Source organism: Botrimarina mediterranea (assembly GCF_007753265.1).
GTDB lineage: Bacteria > Planctomycetota > Planctomycetia > Pirellulales > Lacipirellulaceae > Botrimarina > Botrimarina mediterranea.
In genome coordinates, this window is the sequence record NZ_CP036349.1 from 5,353,277 (window position 1) to 5,368,205 (window position 14,929).

General features: G+C 65.8%; 14 protein-coding genes and 1 riboswitch. Of the genes, 10 read left to right on the forward strand and 4 right to left on the reverse strand.

Going from position 1 to position 14,929, the window contains the following annotated elements:
- Positions 1-106: 106 nt before the first annotated feature.
- The 5 genes from Spa11_RS20535 to Spa11_RS20555 all read left to right on the forward strand — a co-directional run bounded on the left by Spa11_RS20535 (position 107) and on the right by Spa11_RS20555 (position 4,630).
- A complete protein-coding gene (locus Spa11_RS20535) occupies positions 107-1,183 on the forward strand; it encodes a permease (protein WP_145116293.1) in 1,077 nt (358 codons plus the stop codon).
- Between the two features lie 159 nt (positions 1,184-1,342).
- A riboswitch (cobalamin riboswitch) is annotated at positions 1,343-1,572 on the forward strand.
- A gap of 146 nt (positions 1,573-1,718) precedes the next feature.
- Positions 1,719-2,621 (forward strand): DUF1559 domain-containing protein, encoded by a 903-nt coding sequence (locus Spa11_RS20540; RefSeq protein ID WP_145116295.1) that lies wholly within the window; start codon positions 1,719-1,721, stop codon positions 2,619-2,621.
- Positions 2,618-3,487 carry a DUF4465 domain-containing protein gene (locus tag Spa11_RS20545; protein WP_145116298.1) on the forward strand — a complete coding sequence of 290 codons (870 nt, stop codon included), beginning with the start codon at positions 2,618-2,620 and terminating at the stop codon, positions 3,485-3,487. The genes Spa11_RS20540 and Spa11_RS20545 overlap by 4 nt, the downstream gene beginning before the upstream one ends.
- The gene (locus tag Spa11_RS20550; RefSeq protein WP_145116300.1) at positions 3,487-3,705 is read left to right on the forward strand and encodes a DUF5522 domain-containing protein; all 219 of its coding nucleotides are present in this window, start codon (positions 3,487-3,489) and stop codon (positions 3,703-3,705) included. Before Spa11_RS20545 ends, Spa11_RS20550 begins: the two co-directional genes overlap by 1 nt.
- Positions 3,706-3,805: 100 nt before the next feature.
- Entirely contained in the window at positions 3,806-4,630 is an 825-nt protein-coding gene (locus tag Spa11_RS20555) for a class I SAM-dependent methyltransferase (RefSeq protein ID WP_231933056.1), read from the forward strand.
- A 12-nt stretch (positions 4,631-4,642) separates the two neighbouring features.
- Here Spa11_RS20555 and Spa11_RS20560 read toward each other — a convergent pair whose 3' ends face one another.
- Positions 4,643-5,500 carry a hypothetical protein gene (locus Spa11_RS20560; RefSeq protein WP_145116303.1) on the reverse strand — a complete coding sequence of 286 codons (858 nt, stop codon included), beginning with the start codon at positions 5,498-5,500 and terminating at the stop codon, positions 4,643-4,645.
- Positions 5,501-5,675: 175 nt separating this feature from the next.
- Here Spa11_RS20560 and Spa11_RS20565 point away from each other — a divergent pair, with 175 nt between their 5' ends.
- Both Spa11_RS20565 and bioD read left to right on the forward strand, forming a co-directional pair.
- On the forward strand, positions 5,676-6,545 hold the full coding sequence (locus tag Spa11_RS20565; protein ID WP_145116306.1) for a shikimate dehydrogenase family protein: 870 nt from the start codon (positions 5,676-5,678) through the stop codon (positions 6,543-6,545).
- Positions 6,546-6,610: 65 nt separating this feature from the next.
- Entirely contained in the window at positions 6,611-7,270 is a 660-nt protein-coding gene (gene bioD / locus Spa11_RS20570) for a dethiobiotin synthase (RefSeq protein WP_145116308.1), read from the forward strand.
- A gap of 78 nt (positions 7,271-7,348) precedes the next feature.
- Here bioD and Spa11_RS20575 read toward each other — a convergent pair whose 3' ends face one another.
- From Spa11_RS20575 to glgA, 3 genes are all read right to left on the reverse strand, one after another.
- Entirely contained in the window at positions 7,349-9,547 is a 2,199-nt protein-coding gene (locus Spa11_RS20575) for an alpha-amylase/4-alpha-glucanotransferase domain-containing protein (protein ID WP_145116310.1), read from the reverse strand.
- Positions 9,548-9,804: 257 nt separating this feature from the next.
- Positions 9,805-10,692, reverse strand: a complete 888-nt coding sequence (locus tag Spa11_RS20580) for a galactose-1-phosphate uridylyltransferase (protein WP_197529555.1) — start codon at positions 10,690-10,692, stop codon at positions 9,805-9,807.
- 95 nt (positions 10,693-10,787) lie between these two features.
- Positions 10,788-12,269 carry a glycogen synthase GlgA gene (glgA, locus tag Spa11_RS20585; protein ID WP_145116315.1) on the reverse strand — a complete coding sequence of 494 codons (1,482 nt, stop codon included), beginning with the start codon at positions 12,267-12,269 and terminating at the stop codon, positions 10,788-10,790.
- A 398-nt stretch (positions 12,270-12,667) separates the two neighbouring features.
- Here glgA and mtnB point away from each other — a divergent pair, with 398 nt between their 5' ends.
- From mtnB to mtnC, 3 genes are all read left to right on the forward strand, one after another.
- The gene (mtnB, locus tag Spa11_RS20590) at positions 12,668-13,324 is read left to right on the forward strand and encodes a methylthioribulose 1-phosphate dehydratase (protein ID WP_145116317.1); all 657 of its coding nucleotides are present in this window, start codon (positions 12,668-12,670) and stop codon (positions 13,322-13,324) included.
- Between the two features lie 106 nt (positions 13,325-13,430).
- Positions 13,431-14,027 carry a 1,2-dihydroxy-3-keto-5-methylthiopentene dioxygenase gene (locus tag Spa11_RS20595; protein ID WP_145116320.1) on the forward strand — a complete coding sequence of 199 codons (597 nt, stop codon included), beginning with the start codon at positions 13,431-13,433 and terminating at the stop codon, positions 14,025-14,027.
- Between the two features lie 171 nt (positions 14,028-14,198).
- Positions 14,199-14,894, forward strand: coding sequence for an acireductone synthase (mtnC, locus tag Spa11_RS20600; protein WP_145116323.1), 696 nt, complete (start codon positions 14,199-14,201; stop codon positions 14,892-14,894).
- Positions 14,895-14,929: the final 35 nt, after the last annotated feature.

Below are 14,929 nucleotides of genomic sequence, written 5' to 3' on the forward strand. Positions count from 1 at the left end.
AGAGTACGGTAGTCCGTTAGTTTGTCAGTCCGATAGCGAAATTTTCCGCCCCTAGAACCGAAGCCCCCTACGGCCCTACCCACCTATTCACCTCCGAAGGCCCCCCGTGCTCGAAGCGATGTGGCGGATGACGCTCGAACTGGCGCCCTGGATGCTCTTGGGAGCCGCCATCGCGGGGGCGATGTACGCCTTTCTGCCGCAGGGGCTCATGCAGCGGCTGCTGGGGGGCAAGGGCGCCGTCTGGAAGTCGGTCCTCGTCGGCGTCCCGCTGCCGCTCTGCTCGTGCGCGGTGATCCCCGTCGGTCTCGGCCTCAAACGCCAAGGCGCCACCAGCGGGGCCTCGGTCGCGTTCTTGATCGCCACGCCGCAGACCGGCGTCGATTCGGTCCTCGTGACGGCGGGCCTCTTGGGCTGGCCACTGGCGTTGTTCAAGGTCGCCACGGCGCTGTTAACGGGCCTCGCCGGTGGTTGGCTCACCGACGCGGTGACGCCGAAGAAGTTCTCGCTTCCGGTCCTCGATAGCGGAGCGCCCGTCGCCAAGGACGCGTCCTTCATCGCGCGCTTGCGCTCCGGCGCCGCGCACGCGGACGACCTCGTGCGGTCTATCTGGAAGTGGCTCGCGCTCGGAGTGGTCCTCTCCGCAACGATCACGGCGTTCGTCCCGGAGGACTGGCTGGCGGGCCTCGGCGCGTACGGCGGCGCCGCGGCGATGGGCGCGGCGTTGGCGCTCTCGCTGCCGCTCTATGTCTGCGCAACCGCCAGCGTGCCGATCGCCGCGTCGCTCGCCGCCGCCGGGCTGCCGACCGGCGCTGTCATCGTCTTCTTGATGGCCGGCCCCGCGTCGAACGCTGCGACGATCGGCGCCGTCTACCGCGGCCTCGGCTGGCGCCCGCTCGTTGCCTACCTTTCGACGATCGTCGTCGGCAGCATCGCCGGCGGCATGCTCTACGACACGTGGCTCGGCGGCACAAGACTGACCCTCACCGCGACCGACCATCTCCATCACCACGAGCACGGCGGCGCCTGGTGGGAGATCGCCGCGGCGGTCGCACTCATCGCCTGGATCGCCTGGTGCGCGCTCCGCGACCTGAAGAAAAGTTCAACGCACGAAACGCCGCTGGCCGACGTCGGAAACCCCTCGTGCTGCAGTTCAGATTCCGAAGCCAAAACCGCCTGCCACTGACGCCGACTATCTGCGAGCCCCGCGGCGTCAGCCCGGGGAGTGAAGCGGTTACCCGGCGCCCTCCCCGGGCTGACGCCGTGGGGCTCGCATGACGGATGCGGCGCTTTTGGGGGCCATATCTCATGGTTTGCATTGGCCTGCCGCCGGTGCTATGCTCCTCGCTCGATTTCGTGTGTTGGTGGTCGGCGCCGCGGCTTGCGGCTCGCCGACGTAACAGGGAACTCCGGTGCAATTCCGGGACGGCCCCGCCGCTGTAACCAAGCACTAACTTCGCCGGACCCATTCTTCACGCCATTGTCCTGCTAATGCCGCTTGCGGCGTAGCGAGATGAGAAGGCTGGTCCCGACGGGCTTGGGAGTCAGAAGACCTACCAACACGAGGCATGCGGAAGCTTCGAGGGGAAGCCGCCGCGTCGTTAGAGGTGTAGCTGCATCGGTCCGATACGTAGGCGTTTACCCGTGCGCGCAAGCGCCAGGGCTCGCGCTACGGACCGTCGCGGTATGGAATAGGTCACGTGGTACGCGAACGCGCCAAGTTGGAAGTAGACAGAGGGAAGTGGGAAGACGGCAGCTTGCCGTCATTCTCCGACTTCCGACTTCCGACTTTCCACTTCCGCCCCGCCTTCACCCTCGTCGAGCTCCTCGTCGTCATCGCCATCATCGGCGTGCTCGTCGCGCTGCTGTTGCCTGCTGTTCAAGCGTCGCGCGAAGCGGCCCGCCGCGCGGCGTGCATGAACAACCTTAAGCAGGTTGGCCTCGCGCTGTTGAGCTATCACGACACCAACAACGATTTCCCACTCGGCGGCCGGCTCGACGACAAACACCGCGCCGATGTTGGGCCGAGTTGGACGACCGAGGTTTTGCCCTGGTTCGAAGAAGCGTCGCTACGCGATCAGCTCGACCTATCGCTGCTTTATACCGATCCCGCCAACCTCACCGCGGGCCGGACGCTATTGCCGGTGATGCTTTGCCCGAGCATGCCCGACGGCGATACGCCGCGCAAGTCGGTCGATCTATCGAGCACGTCTCCCCACGACTACGCGAAGACCGCCTACGGCGGCATCCAGGGTGAACGCGGCCTCCGCGCGACGAACGCCACCAATAACCCCGAGCGCGGCGTGTTGATTTATGAGAAGCCGATCTCGCTCGCGCACTTCACCGATGGCGCTTCGCACACCGCGATCGTTGGCGAAGTCCCCGAAGGGATTCACTCGATCTGGATCAGTGTCCGCAACGTCTTCGACCAGTCGGCGCCGATCAACGCCCGCGACTCCACAACCCGGCAGCTCGCCGACTTCGGCCAAGAGCTGAGCAGCTTTCACCCCGGCGGCGCGCTCGTCGTCTTCGCCGACGCGTCCGTCCATTTCTACCCCAACTCGACCGACAACCTGACGCTCGCCGCGATCTGTTCGCGCGACGACAACCTGGAGCGAAAATGAACCTACGTCATGCCCTGCTAAGTCTCTCGCTGCTCCTCGCTGGTAGCGTAGCCAGCGCTCACGCCGCGCAGAGCGTCGTCGATTTTGATGACCTCACGCTCGCTCCCGAATCGCGTTGGGTCGGCCCCGATCCCAATGGCGACACGGTCGATGGCGCCTTCGGGCCCGAGGTCCGCGGTGCGTTCGCCTCGCACGGCGCCGCCTTCGGCAATGTGTATGACCTTTCCTTCAGCACGTGGAGTGGCTTCGCCTACTCGAACGAGTCGGACAACACGACGCCCGGATTCGGCAACCAGCACAGCGCGATCACCGGCGATGGCCATGGCCCGGGCGCCGACAACTACGGCCTCGCCTTCGCCGCCAGCACGCTCGGCAGCGGCCCGATCGATGCGGCGGCGCTCGCGGGCCTGCCGACGATCACGCTCCCGTCCGGTCACAGCGTCGAGAGCGTCTGGATCACTAACACCACTTACGCGGCCCTGTCGATGCGCGACGGAGACTCGTTCGCCAAGAAGTTCGGCGGCGAGTCGGGCACAGATGAGGATTGGTTCATGGTCACCGCTTATGGCGTCGACGCCGAGGGCGGAGTCCTCGACGCGTCGGTCGATTTCTATCTCGCCGACTTCCGCTCCGCCAACAGCGCCGAGGACTACCTCGTCACCGATTGGACGGAGTGGGACCTGTCGCCGCTGGCCGGCGCCGCGAGCCTACACTTCGACTTCTCGTCGTCCGATGTCGGCGCCTTCGGCATCAACACGCCGACGTACTTCGCGATCGACGACCTGACGCTGAACACGATCCCCGAACCCGCGTCGATCCTGCTCGTCGCCATCGGCTGCGTCGCCATCGCCGCCAGGAAGGCGTGATGGCTCCGTCCTCGCAGCAACCGCAGCCGGTCCACCCCCTCGCCGACCACTACGTCGAGCACGGCCGCGTCGTCTTCACCGCCGCATTCTTGCTGCGCCGCGGAACCTGCTGCGACAACGGCTGCCGCCACTGCCCCTACCAAGGAGAGCCGTCGGCGCTAGCCGCGAGTAGCCCCACCATCGACGCCACGACCATCGTTCCAACTCCAATTTCTTGAACCACAAAGGAACGAAGGAACAAAGGATTTATCTGCAATTCGTTTGTTCACAAGAGTCTTCCTTTGTTACTTTGTGGTTCCCTTTCCTGCTTTTCGCTGCGTGATCGACGCTGGCTACAATCGCCGCATGGAACTCGACCCGCGACGCACCGCTATCGAGCGTAACCGCCAGGCGTGGAACGACCTCGCCCGGCAAGGCGTGCCGCTCGCTCGGCCGGCGACGGCGGCGGATTTCGCGGACCCGTTGCGGGCGGTTGACCCGGATGGGTGGCTGAGGCGTGGGCTTGGTGGTTCGGTCGTCGGCAAGCGGGTGCTGTGTCTTGCCGCGGGGGGTGGGCGGCAGGGGCCGTTGCATGTGGCGGCGGGGATGGAGGTGACGGTTGTTGATGTTAGCGAGGCGATGCTGGAGAAGGATCGTGCCGTCGCTGAGGCCCGCGGCTGCCGCCTGCGGCTGTGCCAGACGTCGATGGATGATCTGTCGGAGTTGCGTGACGACGAGTTCGACGCGGTCGTGCAACCCGTCAGCAGCTGTTACGCGTCGGACGTCGCCGCCGTTTATCGCGAAGTCGCCCGCGTGCTGCGGCCCGGCGGCGTTTACGTCTCGCAGCACAAGACGCCAACGAGTCTCCAAGCCGCTAGTCGGCTTAGCGGAAACGGCGCGCTAGAACTCCGCACCCCCTACTACCACGAAGGCCCGCTGCCGCCATCCGACCCCTGCCGTACGCGCGAGCCGGGCACGCTCGAGTTCCTGCACCGCTGGGAACAACTCATCGGCGGCCTCTGCCGCGCGGGTTTCGTCGTCGAAGACCTCGGCGAACCGTCCCACGCCGAAGAACCCGGCGACCACGGCCAACGCAGCCGCTATGTGGCGCCCTACGTGCGGATACTTGCGAGACGGGTTTTAGCCGCAGATGTGCGCAGATGAATGCGGATGGGGTTAAGCGGAGAGGTCGATGGAGCCAATTGTCTCGTCTCGATCTGGGGATTCGCCGTCGATGACTAAACCGCTACGATCAATTCGGAATCGAGGCGTCAGTAAATAGAGAGACAGCCCGATGATGGAGGCCTGTACGATGTAGTAGGGTAGAAAATCGCGAGGCTGGCCAATCATGGCGGGTCCTCCCCGTGGCGTCATCGCCCAAGCCGCTGTCGCTAACACGGCGACGAATGGAGTCGCCAGTAAGCCGTAGAATCGTTTCCACCCTTTGGGAAACCATCTATCAACCGCGACCATCGCGACTGCTGGCGCCGCTTCAACCACTGCCAGAATCAAAGTAAGTGGGTAAGCCAGAACGGACCAACCGGCGTTTCGAAGCACTGCAATTAGAAGAGCGACGACCAAGGTTATCCACAACACCGTCGCAATTCCGAACTTCCGCTTGCGTACTGCAATCACCTTGCGGCGTTGATGCGATGACGCTATCCAGCGGCTAAAGATGACTCCCAAGGCGGTCACGGCAAAAGTTGGGAAGATAACCGCACGGATGTACTGATCTTCGTCGGGTTGCTCAACCAAACTAACCGCCGTCATAAGTAGACCAGTTGAGATCGCTACTCGCGGTGCCCAGCCACGCATTGAATGGGTCGTCCAAATTGCCAGTAACCCTAGCTGTGCTCCGAGCATCGCTAGGAGCGATAGTTCAGCAAAATCGCTCCGCGAGCTCTCGGCGAACCTGAGCACCGCGATATCAGCAGCCACAAACGCCGCCAGCAGGAACGGCAGCAGCGGGCGCCTTTTCAGGCGGCGGCGCCAGAGGCGGCGCCATTTCATCGGGAAAAGGGTCTCGGCGAGCATTCTTCCATGCTAACCGCCCTCGACGGCGCCGGCGCGTTGCGGTCGGCGCGTCGGGGAGCGAGAATTGGGAGCTCGCGTCGTTAGATTCAGACCGCCCTCCCATGTCGGCACGACGCGACTCGCTACAGTCTCGTTGTTCCTGCCCACTGCCGACCGCCCACCGCCCCCTCCCCCCGTGTCCAACCTCCTCGAAAAGTGCTGCCTTATCGGCGAGTCGGTCGGCGGCGACCCGACGCACTTCATGATTGAGCGGGCCCTCGAGGACCTCGGGCTCGACTGGCGGTTCTTGTCGTTCCAGACCCAGGCCGAACGCCTCGGCGAGGCTCTGGCGGGGACCGACGCGCTGGGGTTCGCCGGCGTGCGGCTCCGTGGCGCCCTGGCCGACAAGCCGGGGGGGGCCGCCAAGCGGACCGAGCGGGCCAAGCGGACCGGCCGGCTGACCCACCTCACGCGGCACGACGGCGCCCTCCAGGGGGACGACGCCTCGGGCCCCGCCCTGGTCGAAGCCCTGGCCGAGATCGGCGAGCCGGCCGGCAAACGCGTCGTGGTGCTCGGAGCGGGGGGCGAAGCTCCGTCGATCGCCGACGTGCTGGTCGAACGCGGCGCGGCGCTGGTGGCGATCGCCGACCCGCTGGCCGACCGCGCCGCCGCCGTGGTGCTCGCCGCCCAGACAGGCCGCAGCGAAGCGGCGCCCAAAGACGCCCTCGCCTGCGAGGTCCGGCCGCTGGCGTGGGAGGGCGACTGGCTCGAGCTCCCCGACACCATCGACTGGATCATCTCGACCGCGTCATGGCCTAAGAGCGACAACCAACGCGTCGCCGATTCGCTGGCGCCGGAACTCGACGCGTCGCACGTGGTGATCGACCTGGGCATCGGCTCGAACCGCTCGCCGCTGCACCTCGCCGCCGAAGGCCGCGGCGCCCGCGTCGTCGACGCCCTCCCGGTGCTCATCGCCGAGACGGCCCTCGCCGTCGAAGCGTGGACAGGGCTCGAAGTCGACCGCGAAGTCCTCCGCGACGCGGCGGAAGAGTTCTTAGGAGTCTAGGGGCCTCTAGCCTCTAGCCTCTAGCCTCTAGCCTCTAGCCTCTAGCCTCTAGCCTCTAGCCTCGTTTGTCCGGCCTCTTCATCACCGGCACCGGCACCGAAGTCGGCAAGACGTACGTAGCCGCGCTCATTGCGAAGCAACTCGTCGCCGAGGGCATACGCGTTGGCGTCTACAAGCCGGCGGCGAGTGGTTGCCATAATGATGTCTCCGACGACGCCGTCGCGCTCTGGGAAGCGGCAGGCAAACCGCTGACGCTCGACGCCGTCTGCCCGCAGCGCTTCACGGCGCCGCTCGCGCCGCATGTCGCTGCGCGCGGAGAGGGTCGCCGTGTCGATGCGGCTTTGCTGCGGAGCGGCTACGACGCGTGGCGGGCGGCGAGCGACTTCGTCCTCGTCGAAGGCGCCGGCGGCTTGATGTCGCCACTCTCGGACGACGACTACAACGCCGATCTGGCGCGCGACCTCGGCCTGCCGCTGGTGGTCGTCGCGGCGAATCGGCTGGGCGTCATCAACGACGTGATGCAAACGCTGATCACCGCCGAGGCGAAGGGCCTGCGCGTCGCGGGCATGGTGCTCAACGAAACGAGCGCCACGGGCGATGCGAGCCGAGCGACGAACGCCGCGGAGCTCACGCAGCGAATGACGGCGCCGCTGTCGGGGTGCGTGAAGTGGGGCGGCGGGTTCGATCGGCCAATTGATTGGCGAACGCCAATGAATGACCAATGACCAAGCCCCAATGACCAACACATCGGCGGGGCAACGCCTTCATTGGTCATTGGGACTTGGTCATTGGGGCTTACCCCTTCACACCGACGCCATCTCCGGCGTGTGCTGCATTGCGCGGCCTTCGGCCGCCGATGTGTCGGCCGTGAGGCGGATCGTGACGCTCCAGCGGCCTTGCTCGTCGCCTTGCAGGATCCAGTGCGGCTGGACGGTGATCGATTGGTTGACCAGCTCGAACCCGCCTTCGCTCTGGCTAACGGTCGAGATCGGGAACGTCCAGATCGACGTGGGACGGTCGATCGTGAAGCCCAGGTCGATGCCGAGCCAGCCGTCCACGAGGTGCAGCTCTTCGACATCGGCCATGTCGCGGGGCTCGCCGAGTTGGCCGATCGACTGGCCGTCGCCCAGGTGGAAGAAGCGGTCGTCGGCGCCGGCCGGGAGGCCCGCCAAGTTGAACTCGGTGCTGAAGTGCAGCGGACGGTCGCCGGGCAGGTCTTCGAGCAGGTAGGCGATCTCGAGCGTCGCGCCGCCGGCGTCGAGCGTGACGCCCTTGGTGAGCCGCACGGGGCAGCCATCGACGTGGCCTTCGCGGGTGAACTGCACTTGCATCCGCTCGGGCTTGCGGCGGAGCTTGGTCTCGTAGATGGCGCCGACGAAGTCGCCCGCCTCGCGGGCCTCGTTCCGTGCGATCGCGTCACGTGAGACGTCGAGGTCGTAAAAGTGATCCGTCAGGCTGCGGCGTTGACGCGAGTCGTACTGCAGCATCTGGTCGAGGCCTTCTTGTTTGAAGACCACGCGGTCGTGGATGCTGGCAACATCGCCGCCCGTCTGGTCGGGGCCGGCGAGCACCTTGCGGTGGTAGGCCTCTTCGCGACGGGCGAGCGTCGAGCCGACATTCAGGCAGATCGACCGCACGTCGAGTTCGTAAATCTCGGCGCCGTCGGACGGCGTCAGCAACGCGACGAGGCGGTTCGAGGCCAGACGCACCTCTTGGCGGGCGTCGAGGTTGTAGTCGGCCGTGTCGAGTTCGACCCAGTCGGCGTCGTTGAGGCCGCGGCCCTCGCGCTGGTCGAGCAGGTTCTCGGCCGCGATCAGGTGGTTGAACACGGCGTGACGCAGGTGGGGCAGGTAGATGCCTCCGAACGCGCCGTGCCAGTAGCTGCAGTTGCACTGGCCGCGGTACAGCTCGGTTCGCGCCGACTCGAGCGTGCGACACGGCTCAGCGTCGTCACGCCGGGCGGCGTCGGCCTGCGCTTCGGCGAGGCGCTTGCTCACCATCTGCATACGGGCGTACATGTCGCCGGTCTCGGGATAGCGGACCTTGAAGTTCCGCCAGAACCCGCCGCGGGCGAACTGCGAGACCGCGTCCCAGCGGCCGATGTCTTGCAGGTCGTGCGCCACGTCGTGGTAGACGTTCTGCTGCTCAGCCGGCAGCGCCCACTCGGTCATTTCGCGGTAGCTGCACTCGGGGATGTAAAGCTTCCCCAGCGGGCTAACCGCGTCGAGCGCCTGCGACGGCGTGCAGACCCACAGCCAGTCGCTGTTCTGCTGGAGCGCGTCGAAGAACCGCCGCAGCCAGCCGTTCTTGTAGACGTGGTCCTTGGTGTCCGGCCACGTGCCGAGCTTCTCACCGTCGTCACCGAACAGCACGACCGCGCCGGGTTGTTGCTCGTACACCTGCCGCAGGTAGTTGATGGTCTCGTGCGGCTCTTGGAACGGGATCGTGTAGCGCAGCTTCTCGCTCCCGGGGAAGACCGACAACAGGCGGGTGTCTTCCTCGGTGAGGTAGTAGCCGTGGAGCTGGTTCTCGGTCCAGCCGGCGTTCTTGAAATGGAAGTCGTCGAGGATGGTGTACTCCATCCCCGCTTCGACCAAGTCGCGCGTCAGCGACTGCTCCCAGACACGCTCGGGCATCCACATGCCGCGGACCCGGGCGCCGAGGCGGTCGTTGAGCCACTGCGTGTACGAGCGGATCTGCCCGACGCGGTCCCGGCTGGGGATCATCGTCATGATCGGCTCGTAGAACGGGCCGCCAAGGACCTCGATGCGGCCTTCCGACACGAGGCGAGCCACCCGATGGAGGTACTCGGGCCGGTGTTGCTCGAGCCACTCGATCAACGAGCCGCTGGTGTGCAGGCCGATCGGCAGGCCGCGGTACTCCTCAAAGACGTCGAGGAACGGCAGGTAGCTGTCCTGGTACGCCTGCTCGATAACGCCGTCGAAGTTGCCGATCGGTTGATGGTTGTGCAGGACGAGCACAAGCCGTAGCGGTTGGGTCATCGCAGACGCTTCGGTGATAGCAGGAACGATGGTGAGGGCGTCGTTTTACGTCTTCGACGCGGAAAGTCCGCCGGCATGACCGCGATGGTAGCGAACGGCGCCGTAGGCCGTCCACGCAGCATCGCTAGCACAACCGGGGAATTCGGAGTCTTCGGCGCCTCCAAGCCGCACGATCGGCAGGGAGGCCGCTAACGCCGCGACTTGCCCAATCGGCCAAGCAGCCCAATCGGCAAGGTCGCTTCGCCAACAACAGCTAACTAAGCAAGCTCTTCCGCCAGTCGCCGGGCGGCTTCTTCGGGACCAACGGGGTTGACCCACAGGCCGGTCGCCAGCTCGAGGCCGGCGATCCCCGCCGAGCGGGGCACGACCTCGATCCACCACCGATCGCCCACGTCGCTAGCGTGCGAAACGGGCGGGACCTGGACGATCAAGTTGTACGCATCGCAGCCGCCCAAGTTGATGACGGCCGCCACGATTCTCCGCAGCTGCCGTGCCAACTCGCCGGCGCCCTCGCCCTCGGCAAGGGCCTCTAGCGGCATCTGGCCCCCCCTCGGACGCCACCAGCACTCGTAAGCAAACCTTGGCGCCGTGGGCGACACGAGCTCCCAGGCGGCCGTCCTCACGACGCAGGACTCGTCTTGCGGCAGGTCGCCCCGGCGGATCGCGTCCCACATGGCCGCGGCCTGAGCCGGCGCCGTTGGGAGCGCGATCAGTTGGCTATGGACGTGCTGCATCGAGGCGCCCGCCGCCGGCCCTTCGTTCTTGAAGAGCAGCAGGTAATCGAAGCGACCCTCGCGGCGCCGATGCACCAGCCGCCGCGCCCAACAGGTCACGGCCGCCGTCAACTCTTCGTCGGTGAGTTCCCCCAGCCGACTGACGTGGCGGGGCGACTCAATGATGACTTCTTGGACGCCGTCGGCGCCGTCGACGGTTGGGTACTGATTCGGGATGGCTCGCGCGGACCACGCCCCAGCGCTGTCGGCAATCCGATCGACCTCGGGCGGCGTGTCGGCTTCCGAACCGCCGCAGAAGGGGCAGCGACGCTTCTTCTCGGTCGGTCCGCCAAAGTCATTCGGCCGCAACGCCCGCGCCGGCGCGATCCGCACCTTCCGTTGGTTCAATGAATCGAAACGCCAAGTGGACACGGGCGGCTGGGCAAGCGAAGTAGGGCACGAAGTCAAAACAGCAGTCACCTTACAAACCCCCAGCCCCGAATCCCTAGCCCCAGTCACCTCGGCTGCTACGCCATCGCGGGCGCTTTGGCCATCGTCCGCTCGTACAGCTCGACATACTGCCGAGCGCTGCGGTCCCACGACCAGTCTTGATTCATGCCCGTCTCGACGATCTGCCGCCACAACTCCGGTTGACGGTAGGCCCGCACCGCCCGGTCGATGACCATCGACAGGGCGTAGGCCGAAGCGTCGGCGAACGAGAAGCCGTTGGCCGTCCGGTCGCCGAGCGTGTACTCGGTCGCGTTGGTGATCGTGTCGGCGAGGCCGCCCGTCTCGCGGACGATCGGCACGGCGCCGTACTTGAGGCTGTACATCTGGTTGAGCCCGCAGGGCTCGTAGCGGCTGGGCATCAAGAACATGTCGGCGCCGGCTTCGATGCGGTGGGCCAGCTCGTTCGAGAAGCCGACCCGCACGGCGACACGCTCGGGGTGCTCGGCCGCGAGGCGGAGCATCATCTGTTCGTAGTGCGGCTCGCCGGTGCCGAGCAGCACCCACTGGGCCTCGAGCGATTCGGCAAGCCGCGGCATGACGTCCGAGATCAGGTCGAAGCCCTTCTGATCCGCGAGCCGCCCGATGTTCGCCAAGAGCGGAACGTCGTCGCGCATCGGCAGCCCCATCTCTTGTTGCAGGGCGCGCTTGCAGGCGGCTTTGCCTTCGACGAAGTTCTCGACGCCGTAATTGGAGGACAAGAACGGGTCTGTCGCCGGGCTCCACTGGCCGTAGTCGACGCCGTTGAGCACGCCGGTAAGGTCGCTCTGGCGATGACGCAGCACGCCCTCCAGCCCGCAGCTCATCGGCGGGTCGAGGATCTCCTGGGCGTAGCGCGGGCTGACGGTGCTGATCACGTCGGCCTGCGACAGCGCGGCCTTCATGAAGTTGATCCGTCCGTAGAACTCGACCTCACGCCAGTTGAAGTGCTCCCAGCCGAGGCCGGTGAGCTCCATGTCCCAGTGCCAGAAGCTCCCCTGGTAGGCGAGGTTGTGGATCGTATAGAGCGTCGTCACGTGGTCGAGCGACGAGCGGTCGGCGTACAGCGTTTGCAGATAGGTCGGGATCAGACCCGATTGCCAGTCGTGGCAATGGATCACATCGACGTCGAGCCCGAGCAGGTCGACCGCTTCGAGGATCGCCCGATTGAAGAAGACGAACCGTTCGCAGTTATCGACGTAGTCGCCCGCCGCTTCGCGGTACAGCGCGGGACGGTTGTAGTAGCCGTGCTGCTCGACGAGGTAGACCGGCACGTCGCTCCCGGGGAGCGTGCTGCGGAGGTACTCGCCGACCACTTTCTTGCGCCCGATCGGCACCTCGAAGTGGATGCCCGTCGGCTCGATCGGCTGGCCCGACTCCATCGCCTGGCGGAACGCCGGCATGAACAGCACCGGCTTCACCCCGTGCTGTCGCAACGCGATCGGGAGCGAGCCGCACACATCGCCCAGGCCGCCCGTCTTGCAGAACGGCGTCGCCTCGGTCGTAGCAAAAAGGACATTCACAGGCGGGCGTTCCAGCGGAGAGGGAGTCCATCTGTCGGGCGGCGGCCAGCGGGCGGGTCGCAAGCCCAACAGCGTGAGCGCCAAGGGAGGCAAAGAAAAGAATCGACCCAACCGCCGAATCTTATGCAGCCGTTCCGGTTTGCCAAACCCAACTAGCGCCGCCCCGCGACAGAAAGGCCGACGCGATCGGGATAACCGGACCGGCAAGGGGCCTGGGAAGGAATGACCAATGACCAAGCCCCAATGACCAATGGCGTGCTGCCGCACGGACTATCCCTCATCCCTAGCCCCTAGCCCCTGGCCTCTCCTCCTTCATTGGTCATTGGGGCTTGGACATTGGGATCTGGCGCAGCCCCGGCGTCTTGGCGGTTCCGTTTTCGTCTGCGACGATTGACGGCATGTCCACCGCCGTTGCCGCCGACATTTCGCCCGCCGCTCGCCGGGCCGCCGCCGAGGGGCTCGTCGCCCTTGGCGCCCAGATGCACGCCGAGGGCTGGTCCCGCGCCACCAGCAGCAATTACAGCGTGCGGCTCTCCGCGGACCCCTTGCGCCTCCTGGTCACCGCCAGCGGCAAGCACAAGGACCGCCTGACGACCGACGACTTCGTCCTCATCGACGACACGGGCGCCGCCATCGAGCCTGGTGCCCCCAAATCGTCCGCCGAGACCATGCTGCACGTCGTCCTCGGCCGCGACGCGGGCGCTGGGGCGATTGTCCACACCCACTCGGTCTGGGGGACGCTGCTGTCGGACGCCTACGCCACAACTGGTGTCCTGACGCTATCGGGCTACGAGATGCTCAAGGCCCTCCCCGGGATCAAGACGCACGACACGTCCGTCGAGTTGGCCATTTTCCCGAACACCCAGGACATCGCCGCCCTCTCTGCTGAACTCAGCGAGAGAATCAAAGCGGGCGACGAAGCGGTCCGTTACGGTTTCTTGATCCACAAGCACGGGCTGTATACTTGGGCCAGCGACCTCGACGGCGCGCGGGCGTGTGTCGAGGCGTTGGAGTTTTTGTTCGAGTGTGAGGGACGCAAGCTGTCTTTGAGGTGAGTTGGCGTCCACTTCACTCCGGGGGCTGACGCCACCCGGCTCGCCACCCAATCGCGACAGCGCGTTCCCTTAGCCCCTGGCCCCTCAGCCCCTGGCCCCTCCCAAAATGGCTACCGTCAAAGTCCCCGCCACCAACACCCAGCTCGACGACGCCGCCGAGATCGCCGCGTTCCTCAAGCCCTACGGCATCTGGCACGAGCGGTGGGACGTTGAGGGCCGCATCGGTGACGACGCGACCGCCGAGGAGATCCTCGCCGCGTACGAGCCCGAGATCGAGCGGCTCAAGGTCGCCGGCGGTTACGTCACGGCCGACGTGATCAACGTCTCGCCCGAGACGCCGAACCTCGACGCGATGCTCGCCCGCTTCGACAAGGAGCACACCCATTCCGAGGACGAGGTCCGCTTCACCGTCCGCGGCCACGGCGTCTTCTGGGTCAATCCGGAGAACGGCGACCCGGTGTTCGCGATCGAGGTGGGCGTCGGCGACCTCATCAACGTTCCGCGCGGCACGAAGCACTGGTTCCACCTCTGCAACGACCGCACGATCCGCTGCATCCGCCTCTTCCAAGAGATGGCGGGCTGGACCCCCGAGTACATGGACAATGGCGTGCACGTCGAGCACCCGCCCGTCTGCTGGGGCCCCAACTTCCTCACCGCCGAAGCCGCCAGCGCCGCCCTCGGCGACGGGCCGGTCCGGCTTTGAAAAAGAAATCACCACAAAGGAACGAAGGAACAAAGAAGGACATTAGGTGGATAGTCCGGTATACCGTTAGGGTTGGTCGGCAAACTTTCTCCTAACGGACTACCAGACTATCGGACTAACCGCTTCCTTGGTTCCTTCGTTCCTTTGTAGTTCAAAACAGCAGTGGAGAAGATGCACTTCACCGGTCGGGGCGTTCTTGTTGACATCGAGGGGACGACCTCGGCGGTTGCTTACGTCTACGACGTGATGTTCCCCTTCGCTCGTAAGGGGATCGCCAGCTATGTCGCCCAGCATTGGGACGATGACGCGTTGGCGAGCGTGAGAGAGCAGTTCGCCGCGGACGCGGGCCGTGACTTGGCGACGCCCGACGAGCTAACGGCCGAGGCGCTGCGGCTGATGGATGGCGACGTCAAAGCCACCGGTCTCAAGACGCTGCAAGGTCTTGTTTGGGAAGCGGGCTTCCATTCGGGCGAGCTGCAAGCCCACGTCTTCGCCGACGTGCCGCCGGCCCTCACCGCGTGGCGTGAGGCGGGACTCGACGTGCGGGTCTACTCCTCCGGCAGCATCCACGCCCAACGGCTCTTCTTCGGCCACACCGAAGCCGGCGACCTGCTGTCCTATTTCAGCGGCCACTACGACACCACGACCGGCCCGAAGCGTGAAGCGGCGAGCTACACGGCGATCGCCAACGCCTGGGGCCTCGCGCCTGCGGAAGTGCTCTTCCTCAGCGACATCACCGAAGAACTCAACGCGGCCCGCGCCGCGGGGATGCAAACAGCGCTCGTCGTGCGACCGGGGAACGCAGCGGCGTCGCCCATCGAACCGCCGCATGAGACGATCGAGAGCTTCGAGCAGATCACCCACTGAGAAGATGGCGAGCCCACGATGTTAATCGTGGGTGG